Origin of the sequence: Nonomuraea sp. NPDC050404 (assembly GCF_040655495.1) — a bacterium.
Lineage (GTDB): Bacteria > Actinomycetota > Actinomycetes > Streptosporangiales > Streptosporangiaceae > Nonomuraea.
The window spans coordinates 445,446-463,745 of record NZ_JBFAKB010000002.1 but is presented as its reverse complement, the minus strand read 5'-3'; the positions used below and the strand labels follow the sequence as shown (position 1 = coordinate 463,745).

Below are 18,300 nucleotides of genomic sequence, written 5' to 3'. Positions count from 1 at the left end.
CGCAGTGCGGTCCTCGCCTGTCAGGCGGGCTCGGCGGACAGGCGTTTGAGGGCGGCGCGGGGCACGGCCGGGTCCGTGGTGCGCCAGAACGGGGGTAGGGAGCCCAGGAGGAAGCTGCTGTAGCGGGCCGTGGCCAGGCGGGGGTCGAGGACGGCGATGACGCCCTTGTCGTCCTGGGAGCGCAGCAGGCGGCCGACGCCCTGGGCCAGGAGGAGGGCGGCGTGGTTGGCGGCGACCGACATGAAGCCGTTGCCGCCCTTCGCCGCCACGTGACGCTGCCTGGCCGAGGTCAGCGGGTCGTCGGGGCGGGGGAACGGGACGCGGTCGATGATCACCAGGCGCAGCGAGGGCCCGGGGACGTCCACCCCCTGCCACAGCGACAGCGTGCCGAACAGGCAGGTGGGCTCGTCCTCGGCGAACTGCTTGACCAGCAGCATCGTCGAGTCGTCGCCCTGGCACAGCAGCGGCACGTCCAGCCGGTCGCGCAGCGCCTCGGTGGCCGCCTTGGCGGCGCGCATCGAGGAGAACAGGCCCAGCGTGCGCCCGCCGGCCGCCTCGATCAGTTCGGTGATCTCGTCGAGGTACTGCTGCGGCAGGCCGTCACGGCCGGGCTGGGGCAGGTGCTTGGCGACGTACAGGATGCCCGCGCGGGGGTGGTCGAACGGTGAGCCGACGTCGATGCCCTGCCAGTCCTTGCCGCCGTTGCCGAGCCCCCACTGCGCGGCCAGGCCGTCGAACGTGCCGCCGAGCGCCAGCGTGGCGGAGGTAAGGACCACCGTGCGCTCGCCGAACAGCTTGTCGCGCAACATGCCGCTCACGCTCAGCGGCGCCACGCGCAGCGACGGCGGGCGCCGGTCGCTGCCGGCGTCGAGCCAGACCACCTCGGCCCTGTCGGCCTCGGAGGCGTGACCGTAGGCCTCCAGCATGCGCACCGCCGTGTCGTGCACCTCGTCCAGCGCCGTGAAGGCCGCCTTGCGCTGCCCGGCCTTGTCCGGATCGTCCTTGTCGGCGTTGCGCGAGCCCATGGCCGAGATGCACCGCCAGGCCGTGTCGCGGATGAGCTGCAAAGTCAGCCCGAGCACCTGCGGCATGTCGTCGATGCGGCCGGGCGGCGCGGCGGTCAGCAGCGCCTTGAGGTCCTCGCCGGCCTCCAGGAGCTGGTCGGCGATGGGCTGGTCGATCAGCCGGCCGACCCGGCGCACCGCCAGCGTCACCGACTGTTCGGAAAGCTCGCTGGTCACCACGGACGTCACGCGGTCAACCAGCTCGTGGGCCTCGTCCACCACCACGACCTCGTGCTCGGGCAGCACCGGCAGCTCGCCCATGGCGTCGATGGCCAGCAGCGCGTGGTTGGTGACCACCACGTCGACCTCGCCGGCCCGCGCCCTGGCCAGCTCGGCGAAGCACTCGGGCCCGCTGGGGCAGCGGGTGGCGCCCAGGCACTCCTGGGCGCTCACCGAGAACTGCCGCCACGCCTGCTCGCTCACCCCCGGCACCAGCTCGTCGCGGTCGCCGGTCTCGGTCTCCTCGGCCCACTCCTGGATGCGCTGCACCATGCGGCCGGTCGCGCTGACCTCGCGCGGGTCGAAGAGCTGGTCCTGCTCGTCCTCCTCGGGCCAGCCCGCCGTGGCCTTGTAGCGGCACAGGTAGTTGCGGCGGCCCTTGAGAATCGCGTACGTCGGCTCGTGCGGCAGCTCCTTGGCCAGCGCCTCCGACAGCCGGGGCAGGTCGCGGTCGACGAGCTGGCGCTGCAGCGCGATGGTGGCCGTGGAGATCACGACGGGGGTGTCGCTGTCCATCGCGTGCCGGATCGAGGGCACGAGGTAGGCCAGGGATTTTCCGGTGCCCGTGCCCGCCTGGACGGCCAGGTGCTCCTCGCCGTCTATGGCCTTCTGCACCGCCTCGACCATGGTGATCTGGCCTTGCCGTTCGCTCCCGCCGAGAGCGCCGACCGCGATGCTGAGCAGTTCGTCCACTGGTGGGAGATGGGAGTCCGGCACGGCAGTAAACGCTACCCGCATTCGGAGGTGCGCCGCGCCGAACGCGGTGTGATCGGGCAGACGCATCCCGGCGTTCCCGGATACTCCCGCCGGGTTGCGTGGCACACTGGGCGATCGGAACTCCAACCGGTCATACGGAATCTTCACCGGCTGTGACTGGAGGGGTTCCGGGTGTGAATGGGAAGGCCGGTTCCCTTGGGTTTTCCGGGGTTGAGTGGACGAATAAAGGCTGGTTAAAGCAGTATGTCTGCCATGTCGGAAGTTGTCCCGTTGCCGTCGTTCGGCGAAGTCTTCTTCGATGCACGAGGTCAGGAGCGGTGTCTCCGCGTCACGTGGCATGAGGGCACGCTGGTCCTCAGCCTCTGGCGGGGCGAGATGTGCACAGCGAGCTTCCGCATGCCGATGGAGGACGTCGGCCGGCTGCTCGACACCATGGACGAGGGGTTCGCGGAGGCCACGGGCGAACAGCCCGCCGTCGCCGAGCACGAACCCCAGCAGGATGTGGGCATCGAGATCATGCCGGGCACCGGTACGTACCACCGCCCCCAGCAGATCCAGCCCCCGCACGCCCAGCAGCCGCAGCACGCCCAGGCCCCGCCAGTCCAGCAGCCGCAGCACGTCCAGGCGCACGCCCAGCCCGACGAGCGGCCCACGGCGGCGCTGTCGCCCAACGACGTCCTCGTGGCCAGGAGCAGCCCGCCGCCCCCTCAGGACAAGCTGGTGGCCTCCTACGGCGAGACCACGGCCCCCAGGGGCGCCCCCGCACCCGCCGCCTACGGCAACGATCAGGGCGGCCCCTTCACGGGCCCTCAGTACGTCGAGACGACCGCCCCGCAGCAGAAGTACACCGGCGACCCCTTCAGCGGTCCCCAGTACACCGGCGACCCGCTCAGCGGCCCCCAGTACATTCAGCCCGGCCAGCCGGAGCCGTTCACCGGTCCCCAGTACGTGGACGGCAACGAGCCCGTCTACCAGATGCCCGGCGGTGACCCGCGCCGCCAGTCGCCGCTGAGCACCGATCCGCTCGGCTTCCCCTCCCAGGCGGCCGAGCCGTACCAGGGGGCCCAGCAGCAGCAGTACCAGGCCGACCCGTACCCCTCAGACCCGTACGGCGGCCGGCGCCCCGAGCCCTACCAGCAGCCCCCGGCCCAGCCACAGCCCCAGGCGAGCACGCCGGGTCTTGGCACGCCCATGCACGGCATCCCGGGCGCGGGCCGCCGCCGTAGCGCCCCGCAGCAGCCCCCGCAGCAGGACTACGCTGCCTACCAGCAGCAACAGGCCAGCCCGGTGGACCCGCTGCTGGCACTCGGCCGCCAGGAGCAGCAGCACCAGCCCCAGGAGCAGTACCCTTACCAGGAGCAGTACCAGCAGCAGCCCGACGCCGACATGACCCGCCCGTACGTCGGGGACCCCATGTTCTCCACGGGCGAGCGCCTACGCCCTGAGCAGCCCGATTACCACGAAAGAAGCGACCGCAGGGAGTGGTGAGCCCGCGCACCGGCCCGAGGAGTACGCTCGCGGCGGGACGATCGAGCTGAGGCGGTCGTTGCACCCGTCACCCTGACGGCGTCCCACCTCGACGGTATGGGCTGTGGCGGGAGGAACGCCGGTGAATCCGAGCATGGGTCCGCAACTGCTGCTCGTCGCCGCCGGCGCCGTCGGCGTGGCGGCGCTCGCGCGGCGCAGGGGCTGGCCGGTCCCGCTGGTGCTGGTGGCGGTGGGGCTGCTCGTGGGCGCGGCGCTGCTGGCGGCCGAGAGCCTGCTGGGCGAGCCGCTGGTCCCCGCGGTGCCGCTGGAGCCCGAGCTCGTCCTGTACGTGTTCCTGCCGCCCCTGCTCTACTCCGCCGCCCTCGACAGCTCCTACCTGCGCCTGCGTGACGTCAAGAGCTCGGTGGGCCTGCTGTCGATCGGGCTGGTGCTGTTCACCACGGCCGTCGTCGGGCTGGTCGTCCACCTGCTGCTGCCCGACCTGCCGCTGGCGCTGGCGTTCGCGCTCGGCGCCATCATCGCCCCGCCCGACGCGGTGGCCGCCGTCGCGGTCGGGCGGCGGCTGGGGCTGCCGCGCGTGTCGCTGACCATCCTCATCGGCGAGAGCCTGTTCAACGACGCCACCGCCCTCACCCTCTACCGGGTGGCCATCGGAGCGGCCGTGGGCGGGACCATCAGCCTGTGGGAGGGGATCTACGAGTTCCTGTTCGCCGCGGTGGGCGGGGTGGTGATCGGGCTGGCGCTGGCGTTCGCCTTCGCGTGGATCTTCCAGCGCACCCGCGACTCGCTGGTCGAGAACACGCTGATGTTGCTGATCCCGTTCGCCGCCTACCTGGCCGCGGAGAGCGTGCACGCCTCCGGCGTCATCGCGGTCGTGATCGTCGGCCTCTACCTCGGCAACCGCATGCATCTGCAGGGGTTCGGCACCCGGCTGGTGTCCGACTCGGTGTGGAAGGTCACCGACTTCTTCCTTGAGGCGGTCGTGTTCGCGCTGATCGGGCTGCAGCTCGTGACCGTGATCGAGGGGATCACCGGTTACAGCCCGTGGGCGGTCGCGGGTTACGCCGCGGCGGTGCTGGCGGTGACGATCGTCAGCAGGTTCGTGTGGATGTTCGGGGCCATGTCGCTGATCAAGGTGGCGGGCAGGGGGCGCACGGGCCCGACGGTGCCGCAGACGGTGATACTCGGCTGGGCGGGCATGCGCGGCGTGGTGTCGCTGGCCGCGGCGTTCGCGATCCCGCCGACGGTGCCCGAGCGGGACCGGGCGATGTTGTTGTTCCTGACGTTCACGACCGTGATCGGCACGCTGCTCATCCAGGGCACCACGTTCCCCGCGCTGATCAGGCGGCTGCGCGTGTCGAGCGAGCAGGAGCAGTACGAGGACCGCCTGTCGGAGGCGGCGGCCCAGCAGGCGGCTCTGGAGGCGGGGCTGGCCGAGCTGGAGCGGCTGGCCGGCGAGCTGGGCGGCGAGCCCGACGAGATCCAGAAACAGGTCATCGACCAGCTCAGGGAGAAGTCGTGGCGCCGCTCCCTGACCGCGTGGGAGCGGCTGGGCGGCGGCACCGGGCAGGGCGGCTCGGAGACCCCCAGCGCTCTCTACCGCCGCCTGCGCCGGGACATGCTGCAGGCCGAGCGCCAGGTCTTCGTGCGGCTGCGCGACGAGCGCCGCCTCGACGACGAGGTGCTGCGCGAGGTCATGGCCCAGCTCGACTTCGAGGAGGCCATCCTTGAACGGTGAGGGCGTGTTCGGCCCACCCGGTGGGGCCCGCCCGGTGGGGCCCGCCCGGTTCGGCCCGCCCGGTTCGGCCCGCCCGGTTCGGCCCGCCCGGTTCGGCCCGTGCGGTTCAGCCCATGCGGCTGTCCACGAAGCACCAGCGCCAGTTCTCGCCGGGCTCGTAGGACTGCATGACCGGGTGGCTGGTGTCGTGGAAGTGGCCGGTGGCGTGCTTGGCCGGAGAGGAGTCGCAACACCCGATGTGGCCGCACTGAAGGCAGCGCCGCAGGTGCACCCACCTGCCGCCGTCCGCCAGGCACTCCTCGCAGCCCTCGGGCGTCTTCGCCGCGGGGTCGCCGGCCTGGGAAAGATGCTCGCAATTTGCCATACGAGAAATCCTAAGACCAGAGTGTCGTTCGAATTTGGGCCGGGGCTCTTGTCGCCCGCCGGGGATCCGTGGACATTGGCCTCATCGGGGGGAGTGACATAGGCCACACAAGCCCGAGGAGCCGCGCGTGCTTGAGGTACGCAACCTCGAGGTCGTCTACGACGACGTCATGCTGGTGTTGCGCGGCGTGAGCCTGCGCGTCCCCCCTGGCTCGATCGTGGCGCTGCTCGGCGCGAACGGCGCGGGCAAGTCCACCCTGCTGCGGGCCCTGTCGGGGCTGCTGGACGTGCACGACGGCGAGATCACCAAGGGCGAGGTGCTGCTGGAGGGGGAGCCGATCCACCACCTGCGGCCCGCCCAGATCGTCCGGCGCGGGATCAGCCAGGTGATGGAGGGCCGCCGCATCCTGTCCGAACTGACCGTCGAGGACAACCTCAAGGTCGGCGGCCACACCGCGGCCGAGTCCCACCTGGAGCGCGTGTATGGCCTGTTCCCGGTGTTGCGCGAGCGGCACAGGAGCGTGTCGGGCTACCTGTCGGGCGGCGAGCAGCAGATGCTGGCGGTCGGCCGCGCGCTCATGGCGGGCCCCGCGTACCTGCTGCTGGACGAGCCCAGCCTGGGCCTGGCGCCGTCGCTGGTCGGCCAGGTGCGCGACCTCATCGTGGAGATCAACCGGCAGGGCACCACGGTCCTGCTGGTCGAGCAGAACGCCACGATGGCCCTGTCGATCGCCTCGCACGGCTACGTCATGGAGACCGGCAAGATCGTGATGGACAAGCCGTCCCGCGAACTGCTCGCCGACGAGGACATCAAGGAGTTCTACCTGGGGGCCGTACGGTCCTTCCGCGAGGTCAAGCACTACAAGCGGAGGAAGAGATGGCTCTCCTGAGCTTCGAGGACGTGCATCTGAGCTTCGCCGGGGTCAAGGCCATCGACGGCGTCTCCTTCGAGGTGCGCCAGGCCGAACTGCTGGCGATCATCGGGCCGAACGGCGCGGGCAAGACCTCGATCTTCAACGTCCTGTCCGGCGTCTACCGGCCGCAGCGCGGGCGGGTCACCTTCCTCGGCGAGGACCTGCTGGCCAGGCGCCCGTACGAGATCGCCGCGATGGGCCTGGCCAGGACGTTCCAGAACGTGGAGCTGTTTCACAACCTGACCGTCCTGGACAACCTCATGCTCGGCCGGCACCACCACTTCCGCTACGGCGCGCTGTCGGCCCTGCTCTGGTACGGCCGCGCCCGGCGGGCCGAGTTGGAGGCGCGCGCCAGGGTCGAGGACATCATCGACTTCCTCGAACTCGAAGCCTGGCGCCGCCATCCCGTGCGGCTGCTGCCGTACGGGATCCAGAAGCGGGTGGAGCTGGGCCGGGCGCTGGCCATGGAGCCGCGGCTGCTCCTGCTGGACGAGCCCGTGGCCGGCATGAACCTGGAGGAGACCGAGGACATGGCCAGGTTCGTCATGGACATCCGCGACGAGCTGGGCATTCCCGTCGTGCTCGTGGACCACGACATGGCGCTGGTCATGGACCTGGCCGACCGGGTGCTGGTGCTCGACTTCGGCCGCCCGGTCGCCCTCGGCGGGCCGGCCGAGGTGCAGCAGGATCCCGCGGTCATCGAGGCGTACCTGGGCGGGAGCGAACCCGACGCGGCGAGTGAGGAGCGGTGAGCGACCAGATGAGCCAGAACGGCATGAGTACCGGCATCGCGTCGCGGACGGGCACGATCGTCACGAGGGTGCGCGAGCGGGCCAGGGCAGCCCCCGAGGCCGTCGCCATGCGGCACAAGGACCTGGGCATCTGGCAGGAGGTCACCTGGGGCGCGTACTGGACCCAGGTCGAGTTGTTCGCGCACGCCCTGCTCGCGCTCGGCGTCGAGCCGGGCGACCGGGTGGCCGTGCACTCCGAGAACCGCCCCGAATGGCTCTACGCCGACCTGGGCACGGTCGCCGTGCGCGGGATAACGGTCGGCCTGTACCCGACGAACCCGACCGCCGAGGTGGCCTACCTGCTGGCCGACTCCGGTGCGGCGATCCTCCTCGCCGAGGACCAGGAGCAGGTGGATAAGGCCCTGGCCGTCCTCGACGAGTGCCCTGACCTGCGGCGCATCATCTATCTGGAGCCGCGCGGCATCCGCGGGCGCTACGACGACGACGTGCTGATGTCCTGGCCGGAACTGCTCGCCCTCGGCGCCGAGCACCGCGCCGCGCACCCGGGCGCCGTCGAGCGCCGGATGGCCGAGACCGAGCCGTCCGACGTGATGACGCTCATCTACACCTCCGGCACCACCGGCCCGCCCAAGGGCGTGATGCTCACCGTCGGGAACGTCGAGTTCGCCGTGCGCACGCTCATCGAGGGCGGCGGCTTCACCGATCCGCCGCCATCGGAACGCGACCTGGCGTTGTCGTACCTGCCGCTGTGTCACGTGGCCGAGCGCGCGTTCACCGTGTGGTTCAACTCGGCGGCCGGGGTGCAGGTGAACTTCGCCGAGTCCATCGACACCGTGCAGGCCAACCTGCGCGAGGTGCAGCCGACGATCCTGTTCGGGGTGCCGCGGATCTGGGAGAAGGTGCTCGCGCAGGTCAACATCAGGCTGGAGTCGGCCTCGCCGGTGAAACGGGCCGTCACCAGGTTCTGGTTGCGGGTCGCGGACCGGGCCGGCGACGCGCTGGTGCGCACGGGCGGGCGGCACACGCCGGCGACGCGGGCGGCGTACGCGATGGGCTGGGTGTTCTGTTATCGCTCGCTGCGCGAGCGGCTCGGCATGCGGCGGGTGCGTTACGCCGCGTCCGGCGCCGCGCCGATCGCGCCCGACGTGCTGAAGTTCTACATGGGGATCGGCGTGCCCATGCACGAGGTGTACGGCATGAGCGAGAACACCGCCGTCGCCACCGCCAACCGGCGCGGCCGGGTACGCCTGGGCACGGTCGGCGAGCCGCAGCCCGGCATCGAGCTGAAGATCGACGAGGCCACCGGCGAGATCATGACCAGGCATCCGGGGAATTTCGCCGGTTACTGGCGCAACCCGCGCGCCACGGCCGACGTGCTGGACGAGGACGGCTGGCTGCACACCGGCGATGTGGGGGAGTGGGTCGAGGGCACGTACGTGCGGATCACCGACCGGATGAAGGACATCATCATCACGGCCGGGGGCAAGAACGTGGCGCCCAGCGAGTTCGAGAACGCGCTGAAGGCGTCCCCGTACGTCAAGGAGGCCGTGGTCATCGGCGACCAGCGGCCGTACCTGGTGGCGCTGGTCGGGATCGAGCCGGACACCGTGGGGGAGTGGGCGCGGCGGCGCGGCCTGCCCTACACGACTTATCGCGATTTGTCGGGTAAGCCGGAAGTGCGGGAGCTTGTCCAGGGGATCGTGAACGGCGTGAACGAGCGGTTCGCGTACGCGGAGCAGGTCAAGCGGTTCGCGTTCCTGCCCAAGGAGCTCGACCACGAGGACGGCGAGCTGACCGCCACCCAGAAGGTCAAGCGCTCGGCCATCATCAAGCTCTTCGAGGACCTGGTCGAAGGGATGTACGCCCGGTGAAGGCGCTGCTGGAGTCGGTGATCAGGGGCCTGGGCAACGGGTCGGTGTACGCGCTGCTCGCGCTCGGATTCGTGATCATCTACAAGTCCACCCGGGTGATCAGCTTCGCGCAGCCCGCCCTCATGCTGGCCGGGGCCGTCGCCGTGAGCTACCTGGCCGGAGTGACCGGCTTCTACCCCGCTGTGCTGCTTTCTGCGCTGCTGATCGCCGGGGTGGCGCTGGTCATCGAGCGGGTGGCGATCAGGCCCATGGTGGGCCGCCCGGTCTTCGTCGTGGCGATCATCACGCTCGGCATCGACGTGGTCCTGCGGGTGATCGTGAACGCGTTCATCGGCAGGGACGTGCGGCAGGTCGGCGACCCGTGGGGGTTCACGCAGGTGTCGCTCGGGCCGCTGGTCGTGCAGTCGCGCTGGCTGGCCATGCTGCTGGTCACCGCCGTGCTGGTGGCGCTGCTGTTTGCGTTCTTCCGCTACACGCGCTACGGGCTGGCCATGCGGGCGGCGGCCTTCGACCAGGAGATCGCGCTGGCGCAGGGGGTGTCGGTGGGGGCGGTGTTCGCGCTGTCGTGGGGGCTGGCCGGGTTCCTGGCGGCCGTCGCCGGGATGTTCGTCGGCACCGGGCAGGGGATCGAGCAGATGACGTGGGTGATCGCGCTGAAGGCGCTGCCGGCGATCATCGTGGGCGGGCTCGACTCGCTGGGCGGGGCGGTCGCGGGCGGGCTGGTGGTGGGGGTGGTGGAGTCGCTGTTCCAGTCCTATCAGGGGGAGTTCGCGCCGTGGCTGGGGCAGAACTTCGCGGTCGTGTCGCCGTACGTGGTGATGCTGATCGTCCTGCTGGTGCGGCCTTACGGGCTGTTCGGCACGCGGGAGGTCGAGCGCGTATGACCTCGGACGGGACTGAGACGCGCCCTGCGGTTTCCACCGCGCCGCCGGACATACCGACCGGACGGTCCCGGAAGGTGCGTGGCCGGCCGCTGCTCTACACCTCCTACGCCCAGGACATGGCGCTGCTCGACACCCGGGCCAAGCGGGTGTGGACGGGGCTGCTGGTGCTGCTGGCGTTCGCGCTGTCGGTGCTGCTGCAGGACCGGTCGCTGGAGGTGCTGGCCGGGGCGTACGTGCTGGCCATCGGGGCGATCGGGCTCAACATCGTCACCGGGTACGCGGGGCAGGTCTCGCTCGGGCACGCGTTCTTCGTGGCGATCGGCGCGTACACGGCCGCCGCGCTGTCCGGCCCCCCGGGCGGGGAGAACCTCGGCTACGGCCTGGCCGAGTTGTGGATCTGGCTGCCCGCCGCCGGGCTGGTCGCGGCGGCGGCCGGGGTGCTGGTCGCGCCGCTGGCGACCCGCCTGCGCGGCCTGTACCTGGCGGTCGTCACGCTCGGCCTGGTCTTCCTCGGCGAGCACATCTTCAAGGAGTGGCAGGAGCTGACGGGCGGGCCCGGGGTCGGCAGGGAGGCGGCGATCCCGCAGCTCTTCGGCGTACGGCTGGACCAGGACGGGCCGTTCGGCACCAAGGAGCAGGTGCTCTACACGCTCATGCTCACCCTGCTGATCGTCTTCGCCCTGGCCGCGCGCAACCTGGCCCGCTCGCGGATCGGCCGCGCCTTCGCCGCCATCCGCGACCGGGACATCGCCGCCGCGGTCATCGGCGTGCCGCTGACCCGCTACAAGGTGCTGGCCTTCGGCATCTCCTCGTTCTACGCGGGGTGCGCGGGCGGGCTGCTGTACACGATCTCCGGGTACGTCGAGCCCACGTCGTTCAACCTGCTGCTGTCGGTGCAGTTCATCGCGATGGTGCTGATCGGCGGGGTGGCCACGGTGTCCGGGGCGATCGCGGGGGCGCTGTTCATCTCGTTGCTGCAGCCGGTGACCAGGTCGTTGCCGGCGCTGGTGCCCTTCATCAGCGGGGACACGACGCTGACGCCGAACGTGTTCCAGGTGGAGACCGTGCTGTACGGGCTGCTGATCGTGTTGTTCCTCATCTTCGAGCCACGGGGCCTGTTCGGCCTGTGGATCCGGGTTCGCAACTACTGGAAGTCCTGGCCTTTCTCGTACTAGCTCGCCATAGGAGGGTTTTTCATGAAGAGTCGCTATGTCATTGGACTTATCGCCATAGCGGCCCTTCTGTCCGCATGCGGCGTCTTCCGGGGGGACGACCAGGGCAGTGAGGGCGGCGCCCAGGCTCAAGGAGTCACCTCCGAGCCCTGCCCGTCGGCGGTGGACAGCAACAAGGGCTGCATCTACCTCGGTACGATCTCCGACCTCACCTCCGGCCCCTTCGCCGCGCTGGCCGTACCGATCACCAACGCCCAGAAGGCGTTCTGGGCCCGCGTCAACAAGGCGGGCGGCATCGGCGGCAAGTACGAGGTGGACGTCACCAGGTACGTCAAGGACAACAAGTACAACCCCGAGGTGCACCGGCAGGTCTACAACGAGATCAAGGACCAGGTGCTCGGCCTGGCTCAGACGCTCGGCTCGCCCACGACCGCCGCCATCATCGCCGACCTCAAGGCCAACAACATCGTCTCGGCCCCCGCCTCCTGGACCTCGGCCTGGGAGTTCGAGGACGTCATCATCGAGACCGGCTCGAACTACTGCGTGGAGGCCATGAACTCGGTGGACTACGCGATGGAGGCGTACAAGCCGAAGTCCGTCATGGCCGTCCACCTGGCAGGCGACTACGGCGCGGACGCCGCGGCCGGCGCCAAGGTGGCCGCCGAGCGCAACGGCCTGACCTTCACCCACATGGAGACCCCCTCGGGCGCGACCGAACAGGGCAGAGCCATCACGGAGATCACCAAGACCAAGCCCGACCTGGTCATCCTGACAACGGGCCCCGCCGACGCCGCCACGATCATCGGCCAGACGGCCGCGGCCGGCTACAAGGGCCGCTTCATCGGCACCGGCCCCACGTGGAACCCCGCCCTCCTGCAGTCCCCCGCCGCCCCCGCCCTGAAGGCCCTGTACGAGCAGTCGGCCCCCGGCAAGCCCTGGGACGCCGACACCCCCGGCCACAAGGCGATGCGCGACGCCCTGCCCGGCGTCACCCCGAACGACGGCTACACCTCGGGCTGGGCATGGGCGTACCCGATGAAGGCGGCCCTGGACGCGATGGTGGCCGGCGGCGACGTAAGCAGAAAGGGCCTGCTGGCAGCGGTGAAAACCCTGAAAACCGTCGACTACGAGGGCATGCTCCCCCCGGAGGCCGGCAACTACGCCGACACAACAGCCGTCTTCCGCCAAACCCTGATCAACAAGGTGGACGACAAGTCCGAGACCGGCGTAACCATCGTCAAGGACTTCTACACAGGCCCCACAGCCCAGTCCTACACCTTCGACGGCCCCTGCTTCTCCAAGCTGTAACGGCACGGCACCCACCCGTGAGACGGTTACCGGCTTGACCCTCTACGCCCGCCCCGAATGAAAGGACTTCGCCGGGGGCGCTTCGCGCACTGATCTCAGACGCTCTTATCCAGGCGCCTACGGCGCACCCCCGGCGCCTGGCGGCGCCCAGTCGGCCCACCCGTGAGATGGTTACCGACTGGGCCTCATATGCCCACCCGGAGCGGGCCACGCAGCCGTTCAGGCCAACTTTCTGCGCATCTCCGGTGTATCCTCCGGCAATGCAGTTCGGCTGTCGGGTCGATCGGTGGGCCTTATGCCCGAAGCGGTCGTGCCGCAAAGGGCAGGTGTCAGAACAAAGAGATGGTGCGATTGAACGCTGAGAGATTCTTTCCCTCAAGAGGATGGAACCCTCAGCGCGCTGTTCAGCCTTTTCCTTGGTCGATCAACGACCGATTGATGCCGCAGTGGTCCAGGAGAAGGTCCACGCCCTTGCGGGTGTGGATCACATTGTCACGCAACTCGCCGATCTCGTGCATGATCTCCGGCAGGTCCTCGCCTGCACGGAACGTTCCTGACACGGTCTGCTGTGCCCTTGGCGATCGTTCGATGTCCATTCTGAAATGTCGGAATTACCTTCGCACGAAGGTGCGGCGCCCGAGTCCTCTCTCGATCAGGCCGCTGCGCTCAAGGAGCCGGAGCGCCCTCTGGATCGTGCCACGAGACACCTGGTATTGCCTTCTCAACGTTGTTCCGCTGGGAAGTGCCACGCCTGCTGCCAGGCCGCCGTCCTCGATCTGCTTGCGCAGGTCGTGAGCGATCGCCTGGTACAGGTAGGGGCGGTCCGTCGGCCTGTCCCCGCCGAGGATCAAGCGTCCCTTCGAGGGGATGGTCTGAATGAGCCCCTCGTTTTCCAGCACGGCCAGTGCCCGCCGTACCGTGTTGCGCGCGATCCCGAACTCCGCACAGAGTGCCGATTCAGATGGCAGCATCGAACCCGCTGAGTATCCGGTCATGCTGCTCCGTTCTCAGGCTGGTTGCGCAGTTCGGTGTAGCGGAAGGCCACCCGTTGGGCGGCGTGAGAGGGCTCCATTGCCGTGTGGCAGGCGTACACGACTCGTTTGCGCCGCTCATCCCAGTTCGCACGCCACCAGTACCAATCTCCGTCGCACCACACGAGAAGTCCCACCCAGACGGATACCAGGGCGAGGCCGTACCCGACGTGTGTGTCGGCCTGTATGCCGTGTTCTGTTCGAAGCGCGTCCCGCAGGAGTTCTGCCGACCATTGGGCCTGTGTTCTGTTGCCGCTGTCGAGTGCGGCGATGATCTGCTTCTGCATCGTTGAGGCTCCAAGTTCTAAATGCTCGAGACCCCGTCTGCGTCGGGTTTTGCGGCAGTCGGCTCCGCCGGCGCACCGGCTTGTTCTGCCGAGGCGTCGATGCCTGGCGATCCCGGGACAAGGTCCGCGGGCAGGCGGTGGAGATCGGGGCGTGAGATGAGCACCAGATGTCCTCCGATTCGGAGTTCTGTCGGGCACTCCCAAGCCAACCGTCCTGCAAAGCGTCAGGCCACGGCATCGGAGACGCATCGATGCGGCACCTTTGCGGCATCGCAGTCAGTGATCGTGCATGTGCCGTACGCTTTCATGGACGGTGACCACGTGGGCGGAGGTGCGCCTTGGCGGGCAAACGCAGGCGCCTTGCCGAACGAAGGAAGGCGCTCGGTTACAGCCAGGAACTCTTCGCTGACCAACTCGGCATCGACCGGACCACAGCGGGACGGTGGGAGCTGGGCAAGACCGAGCCCTGCCCGTACATCCGGCCCAAGATGTGCGACCTGCTGAAGGTCACCCCGGATGAACTGGATGACCTCCTGGGGCTCCGTGAGGGACACGATCAGCCGCCGCAGACCACTTCAATGCCGATAGTCATCGGTCAGGTCGTGACTGAAGCCCGGTCCACGGGTCAAAGTGACGACATGTATCGTCGTGAACTTCTTCGTCTGCTGAGCGTCGCCGGCACGCTCATGGTGCTTCCCCAGTCGGCCAACGCCGATGTCCAGGACTGGGTCGGCCAATCCGGCGAGGCCGACGACATCGAACAGCACACGCTGCTCAGCGGCCATCTCTGGCAGGTCTTCGCCTTGGCCAAGTCGAAGCGTCTGGTCTACCCGCTGGTCCATGACCAGCTCAGGCTTCTGGTCAAACAGATGGATGAGGTTCATTCAGCGCGAGACCGCCATCGACTGTGCGTTGTGGCCTGTGACCTGTTCCAACTCGCGGGAGAGATCTGCTTCGACAGCAACCGCTACACCGACGCCGCGTACTGCTACACCATGGCCGTCAGTGCCGGTCGCGAAGCTCGTTGCTACGACCGCTGGGCATGCGCTCTCACTCGTCAGGCGTTCGTCAGCCTGTACGACCATGAATTTCCCGAGGCGAGGGCCGTGCTGTCTGCGGCCGCACGCATCGCACAGCAGGGCGACAGCCAGTTGTCCACGCGGCATTGGGTCGCCGCCGTGCAGGCCGAGGCCCATGCCGGAGTCGGCGACCGAGCAGCATGCGAACGCGTCCTTGCCGTAGCGGACCAAGTTCTCGATCTGGCCGATCCCGCACGTCCAGGAGGATGGCTCCGTTTCGACGGGTCTCGCCTGGCCGATCAACGTGGTACCTGCTATCTCACCCTCGGTCGGGCCGACCTGGCCGAGGCGTCACTCCTTGCCGCCCTCGGCCAGGCCACTTCGCTCCGACGCCGGGGCAGCGTACTCACCGACCTGGCGGCCCTCAGCCTCCAGCGTCGCGACCTGGATCAGTTTCTGCACTACGCCGGCTGCGCCGTGGACGTGGCCGAACAGACCCAATCCGCAGGCTACGTCGGTCGGAAACTCCACGGCATCCAACAGCAGTTGCAGCCCTTTCTGTCCGACGCCCTGGTGATCCAGCTGAACGACCGCATCACCCCCCTGTCGGCACCCGCCCCACACTGAGAGGACCAAGATGCATACCGCGACGGACGAGCAAGGCCGCACCTTTCGTGAGGCATGGATCGCAGGAGTGAAGAAGCGCTTTCCTGGCGAGCCCAAGCCCTCCTACATCACGCCCTGGGAGGGTACACCGGAATGGGAACGCCAGGCCGCCGCCGCTGTTTACGGTCAGGTGCGTGCTTTCGTCGAGATCAGCGGCGGTAATACAGCCAAGCTGACCCGCGAGCAGAAGGGCCGATTCGTTGCCCTGTGCTGGATCGCGCAGATCCACAAGCACATCGACGATCCGAAGCCGTCCTACGTGGCCGACTGGGATGACCTTCCCGAGTGGCAGCGGGAGACGGATGCCGACATCTTCGAACACATCGAGAACAGCGTTCGGCAGACCAGCGATTGAGCCCGTACCGGGCCGGAAGACTCGCGCTGCCAGTGCGTCGCCGGCCGGGCGGGATTTCCGCTGTTATCGGTCGCGGCTGAGGAATTCGGCGAGGCGGGCGGGGGAGTCCGCTTGGTGACCGGCCGATACGGCGGTTTCGACCAGGCAGGAGCCCAGGTGAGAGTAGCGGGCTTGGCGGAGGTCTCACCTGGGCTCCTTCCGGGCGGCTGAGACGGCCGGGAAGAACAAGTCTGTTGTTCGCGCGATTTGTCGTGCACGGTTGTCGGCGTCTCCACCACCTGCCGACAGGAGTTCCAGCATGTCCGAAACCGTCGTGCCGCTGCACCTCGCGGGCAACAACGCGCCGGTCGCCGACGAGGTGACCCTGGAGCCGTCCAAGGTCGTCGGTGAGATCCCGGCCGAGCTGAGCGGGCAGTTCTTCCGCAACGGGCCCAACCCGCGTACCGGCTGGTCGCCGCACTCCTTCGCGGGCGACGGCATGATCCACACCATCGCGCTCGACGGCGGCAGGGCGCGCTGGTACCGCAACCGGTACGTGCGCACGCCGCTGTACGAGCACCCCGGCGAGTCCCGCTTCGCCCTCGCCTACGACGAGGAGACCCAGCGGATCGACTACCGGGTCACCACGGCCAACACCCATCTGATCGCGCACGCGGGCCGCCTGTTCGCGCTGGAGGAGGGCGGTTTCCCGTACGAGATCACGCCCGACCTCGCCACCATCGGGGCCTACACCTTCGACGGGGCCCTTCGGACGCCGATGACCGCGCACCCGAAGACCTGCCCGATCACAGGTGAGCTGCTGTTCTTCGGCTACCGGCTGCGCCCGCCGTACCTGACCTGCTACCGCGTCTCGGCCGCCGGCGAGGTGGTGCAGCGGCGGGTCGTGGACGTGCCGCGCGCCACGATGATGCACGACTTCGCCATCACCCGGAACCACATCGTCCTCATGGACCTGCCGGTCGTCTTCGACCCTGCCCAGGCCGCGGCGGGCGGGCCGCCGTGGCGCTGGGACGACGCGCACCGCGCCCGGTTCGGCGTGCTGGCGCGCACGGCCGGTGACGACGCGCCCGTACGCTGGTTCGACGTCGAACCGTGCTTTGTCTGGCACACCATGAACGCCTTCGAGAACCCGGCTGGCGACATGATCACCGTCACCGGCACCCGCGTACCCACGCTGTGGCGCGGCGGCGCCGGCGACCTGGAGGGCGGGCTTCCGGTCGTGTACCGCTGGACGCTGGACCTGAGGTCGGGCGCGGCCGCCGAGGAAGCGCTCGACGACACGCCCAGCGAATACCCGAGGGTGGCCGACTCGACGCTCGGGCTCGCCCACCGCTACGGCTACACGACCAGCTTCTCCCTGGACGCCGAGCCCGAACGGTCCGAGATCTACGCTTATGACCTCACCAACGGCGGTGTACGGGCCACGCACCGCCTCCCCGCGGGCCACACCTGCGGCGAAGCCGTCTTCGTACCCAGGGCGGGGAACGGCGAGAACGACGGCTACCTGATGACGTTCGCCCACGACCGCGACGCGGGCACGAGCTACCTGGCCATCCTCGACGCCACCGACCTGGCCGCGCCCCCGCTCGCCGAGGTGCACCTTCCGGTACGCATCCCCGCGGGCTTCCACGGCAACTGGATCCCGGCCTGAGCAGTCCTGCTACCGATTCTGAATGCCTCCGCCTCGCGCTTGGTGATGGGGCTACCGAACGCGTCCGAGTGACGAGTAGTGCCGATCATGGCGGCATTACTATTCAACCCTGTGCTCAGGTGACCAACGGACGGTGCGATCGGTGATGAACGAACATGACACATGGAGTGAGACGTCCCGATGGGACAGGCAGGAGGTCGAGCGGTTTCAGATAGCGGGCCAGGCGCTCCTTTCGGCGATCGGCGCGCAACTCGACGCCGTGGCCGAAGCCACCGGTCCATCGGACTGCCAGAACGACGCGGTACGTACGGCGGTCCAGGCTTATGACGCCGCCTACACCGCCCTCACGGGAGAGAACCTGCTCGCGCCGCACAACGCCGAGGACGAGGAGGGGCCCGTAATGGATTCAGGGAATGGCGGATTGTTCTCTGTCCTGTCCCGCACCGATTATCTCGTCGATGACTTCGACGAGATAATCGAGGAGGGCCGGAGTTCCTATCGCTCGATCTACCCCGAAGCGACGGAGGATGAGGTCAGCGCCGAGGTGGGCGACGTGAACAGCGCTATCTACGAAATTCTGCACGTGAATGAGGACAGCGTGCCGTTCCCTTTCCCCGCTGCCAAGCCGATCACAGGGATGACGTGGTTCCTGGAAATACGTGAGGCCATGCCGGTCGCTTTGAATCACTGGCCGCAGAACCCGTTCCAGGTATCTGAGGGGGCGGATGACGGGCTCCTCTACAGTCACCGTTATATCTATGCGCCCGAACCGCAGGAAGGCGGGTAGTACGGGAGTCCGTC

The 18,300-nt window shown here is 68.8% G+C and carries 17 protein-coding genes; 12 read left to right on the top strand and 5 right to left on the bottom strand.

All coding sequences use genetic code 11. The annotated features are described in order from the left end of the window. Positions 1-20: 20 nt before the first annotated feature. Positions 21-2,021 (bottom strand): ATP-dependent DNA helicase, encoded by a 2,001-nt coding sequence (locus AB0I81_RS07300; RefSeq protein WP_360652036.1) that lies wholly within the window; start codon positions 2,019-2,021, stop codon positions 21-23. Positions 2,022-2,252: 231 nt separating this feature from the next. On the opposite strand from AB0I81_RS07300, the gene AB0I81_RS07295 reads away from it, so the two are divergent. Together AB0I81_RS07295 and AB0I81_RS07290 are read left to right on the top strand one after the other, a co-directional pair. Further along, positions 2,253-3,488: a hypothetical protein gene (locus tag AB0I81_RS07295; RefSeq protein ID WP_360651448.1), complete on the top strand. Its 1,236-nt coding sequence runs from the start codon at positions 2,253-2,255 to the stop codon at positions 3,486-3,488. A 121-nt stretch (positions 3,489-3,609) separates the two neighbouring features. Next, on the top strand, positions 3,610-5,226 hold the full coding sequence (locus AB0I81_RS07290) for a Na+/H+ antiporter (protein ID WP_360651445.1): 1,617 nt from the start codon (positions 3,610-3,612) through the stop codon (positions 5,224-5,226). A 106-nt stretch (positions 5,227-5,332) separates the two neighbouring features. Here AB0I81_RS07290 and AB0I81_RS07285 read toward each other — a convergent pair whose 3' ends face one another. Beyond that, complete coding sequence (locus tag AB0I81_RS07285) at positions 5,333-5,590, bottom strand: UBP-type zinc finger domain-containing protein (RefSeq protein WP_360651442.1); 258 nt, start codon at positions 5,588-5,590, stop codon at positions 5,333-5,335. Positions 5,591-5,717: 127 nt separating this feature from the next. Between AB0I81_RS07285 and AB0I81_RS07280 the strand changes: the two genes are divergently transcribed. From AB0I81_RS07280 to AB0I81_RS07255, 6 genes are all read left to right on the top strand, one after another. Next, the gene (locus AB0I81_RS07280) at positions 5,718-6,479 is read left to right on the top strand and encodes an ABC transporter ATP-binding protein (RefSeq protein WP_360651439.1); all 762 of its coding nucleotides are present in this window, start codon (positions 5,718-5,720) and stop codon (positions 6,477-6,479) included. Next, entirely contained in the window at positions 6,467-7,255 is a 789-nt protein-coding gene (locus AB0I81_RS07275) for an ABC transporter ATP-binding protein (RefSeq protein WP_360651436.1), read from the top strand. The genes AB0I81_RS07280 and AB0I81_RS07275 overlap by 13 nt, the downstream gene beginning before the upstream one ends. Then, positions 7,252-9,126: an AMP-binding protein gene (locus AB0I81_RS07270; protein WP_360651433.1), complete on the top strand. Its 1,875-nt coding sequence runs from the start codon at positions 7,252-7,254 to the stop codon at positions 9,124-9,126. Before AB0I81_RS07275 ends, AB0I81_RS07270 begins: the two co-directional genes overlap by 4 nt. After that, positions 9,123-10,010: a branched-chain amino acid ABC transporter permease gene (locus AB0I81_RS07265; RefSeq protein ID WP_360651430.1), complete on the top strand. Its 888-nt coding sequence runs from the start codon at positions 9,123-9,125 to the stop codon at positions 10,008-10,010. The genes AB0I81_RS07270 and AB0I81_RS07265 overlap by 4 nt, the downstream gene beginning before the upstream one ends. Before the next feature lie 74 nt (positions 10,011-10,084). Beyond that, positions 10,085-11,185: a branched-chain amino acid ABC transporter permease gene (locus tag AB0I81_RS07260; RefSeq protein ID WP_360651427.1), complete on the top strand. Its 1,101-nt coding sequence runs from the start codon at positions 10,085-10,087 to the stop codon at positions 11,183-11,185. Positions 11,186-11,206: 21 nt separating this feature from the next. After that, entirely contained in the window at positions 11,207-12,490 is a 1,284-nt protein-coding gene (locus AB0I81_RS07255) for an ABC transporter substrate-binding protein (RefSeq protein WP_360651424.1), read from the top strand. Between the two features lie 404 nt (positions 12,491-12,894). On the opposite strand, the gene AB0I81_RS07250 is transcribed toward AB0I81_RS07255, so the two are convergent. Genes AB0I81_RS07250 through AB0I81_RS07240 form a run of 3 tightly spaced genes read right to left on the bottom strand, consistent with a single transcriptional unit; the run spans position 12,895 to position 13,808 of the window. Next, positions 12,895-13,086: a hypothetical protein gene (locus AB0I81_RS07250; RefSeq protein ID WP_360651421.1), complete on the bottom strand. Its 192-nt coding sequence runs from the start codon at positions 13,084-13,086 to the stop codon at positions 12,895-12,897. 15 nt (positions 13,087-13,101) lie between these two features. Beyond that, on the bottom strand, positions 13,102-13,485 hold the full coding sequence (locus AB0I81_RS07245; protein WP_360651418.1) for a GntR family transcriptional regulator: 384 nt from the start codon (positions 13,483-13,485) through the stop codon (positions 13,102-13,104). Continuing rightward, positions 13,482-13,808 (bottom strand): hypothetical protein, encoded by a 327-nt coding sequence (locus AB0I81_RS07240; protein ID WP_360651415.1) that lies wholly within the window; start codon positions 13,806-13,808, stop codon positions 13,482-13,484. Before AB0I81_RS07240 ends, AB0I81_RS07245 begins: the two co-directional genes overlap by 4 nt. A gap of 338 nt (positions 13,809-14,146) precedes the next feature. Between AB0I81_RS07240 and AB0I81_RS07235 the strand changes: the two genes are divergently transcribed. The 4 genes from AB0I81_RS07235 to AB0I81_RS07220 all read left to right on the top strand — a co-directional run bounded on the left by AB0I81_RS07235 (position 14,147) and on the right by AB0I81_RS07220 (position 18,286). Then, a complete protein-coding gene (locus AB0I81_RS07235) occupies positions 14,147-15,454 on the top strand; it encodes a helix-turn-helix transcriptional regulator (RefSeq protein ID WP_360651412.1) in 1,308 nt (435 codons plus the stop codon). Positions 15,455-15,464: 10 nt separating this feature from the next. Beyond that, entirely contained in the window at positions 15,465-15,848 is a 384-nt protein-coding gene (locus AB0I81_RS07230) for a hypothetical protein (protein WP_360651409.1), read from the top strand. 298 nt (positions 15,849-16,146) lie between these two features. Continuing rightward, the gene (locus AB0I81_RS07225) at positions 16,147-17,499 is read left to right on the top strand and encodes a carotenoid oxygenase family protein (protein ID WP_360651406.1); all 1,353 of its coding nucleotides are present in this window, start codon (positions 16,147-16,149) and stop codon (positions 17,497-17,499) included. 145 nt (positions 17,500-17,644) lie between these two features. Beyond that, complete coding sequence (locus AB0I81_RS07220) at positions 17,645-18,286, top strand: hypothetical protein (RefSeq protein WP_360651403.1); 642 nt, start codon at positions 17,645-17,647, stop codon at positions 18,284-18,286. The last annotated feature ends 14 nt before the right edge of the window (positions 18,287-18,300 follow it).

What these genes read in the sequence shown, in the direction of transcription:
- AB0I81_RS07300 (WP_360652036.1), bottom strand. Translation starts at nt 2,021, where the DNA reads ATGCGGGTAGCGTTTACTGCCGTGCCGGACTCCCATCTCCCACCAGTG.
- AB0I81_RS07295 (WP_360651448.1), top strand. Translation starts at nt 2,253, where the DNA reads ATGTCGGAAGTTGTCCCGTTGCCGTCGTTCGGCGAAGTCTTCTTCGAT.
- AB0I81_RS07285 (WP_360651442.1), bottom strand. Translation starts at nt 5,590, where the DNA reads ATGGCAAATTGCGAGCATCTTTCCCAGGCCGGCGACCCCGCGGCGAAG.
- AB0I81_RS07275 (WP_360651436.1), top strand. Translation starts at nt 6,467, where the DNA reads ATGGCTCTCCTGAGCTTCGAGGACGTGCATCTGAGCTTCGCCGGGGTC.
- AB0I81_RS07255 (WP_360651424.1), top strand. Translation starts at nt 11,207, where the DNA reads ATGAAGAGTCGCTATGTCATTGGACTTATCGCCATAGCGGCCCTTCTG.
- AB0I81_RS07250 (WP_360651421.1), bottom strand. Translation starts at nt 13,086, where the DNA reads ATGGACATCGAACGATCGCCAAGGGCACAGCAGACCGTGTCAGGAACG.
- AB0I81_RS07245 (WP_360651418.1), bottom strand. Translation starts at nt 13,485, where the DNA reads ATGACCGGATACTCAGCGGGTTCGATGCTGCCATCTGAATCGGCACTC.
- AB0I81_RS07240 (WP_360651415.1), bottom strand. Translation starts at nt 13,808, where the DNA reads ATGCAGAAGCAGATCATCGCCGCACTCGACAGCGGCAACAGAACACAG.
- AB0I81_RS07230 (WP_360651409.1), top strand. Translation starts at nt 15,465, where the DNA reads ATGCATACCGCGACGGACGAGCAAGGCCGCACCTTTCGTGAGGCATGG.
- AB0I81_RS07225 (WP_360651406.1), top strand. Translation starts at nt 16,147, where the DNA reads ATGTCCGAAACCGTCGTGCCGCTGCACCTCGCGGGCAACAACGCGCCG.
- AB0I81_RS07220 (WP_360651403.1), top strand. Translation starts at nt 17,645, where the DNA reads ATGAACGAACATGACACATGGAGTGAGACGTCCCGATGGGACAGGCAG.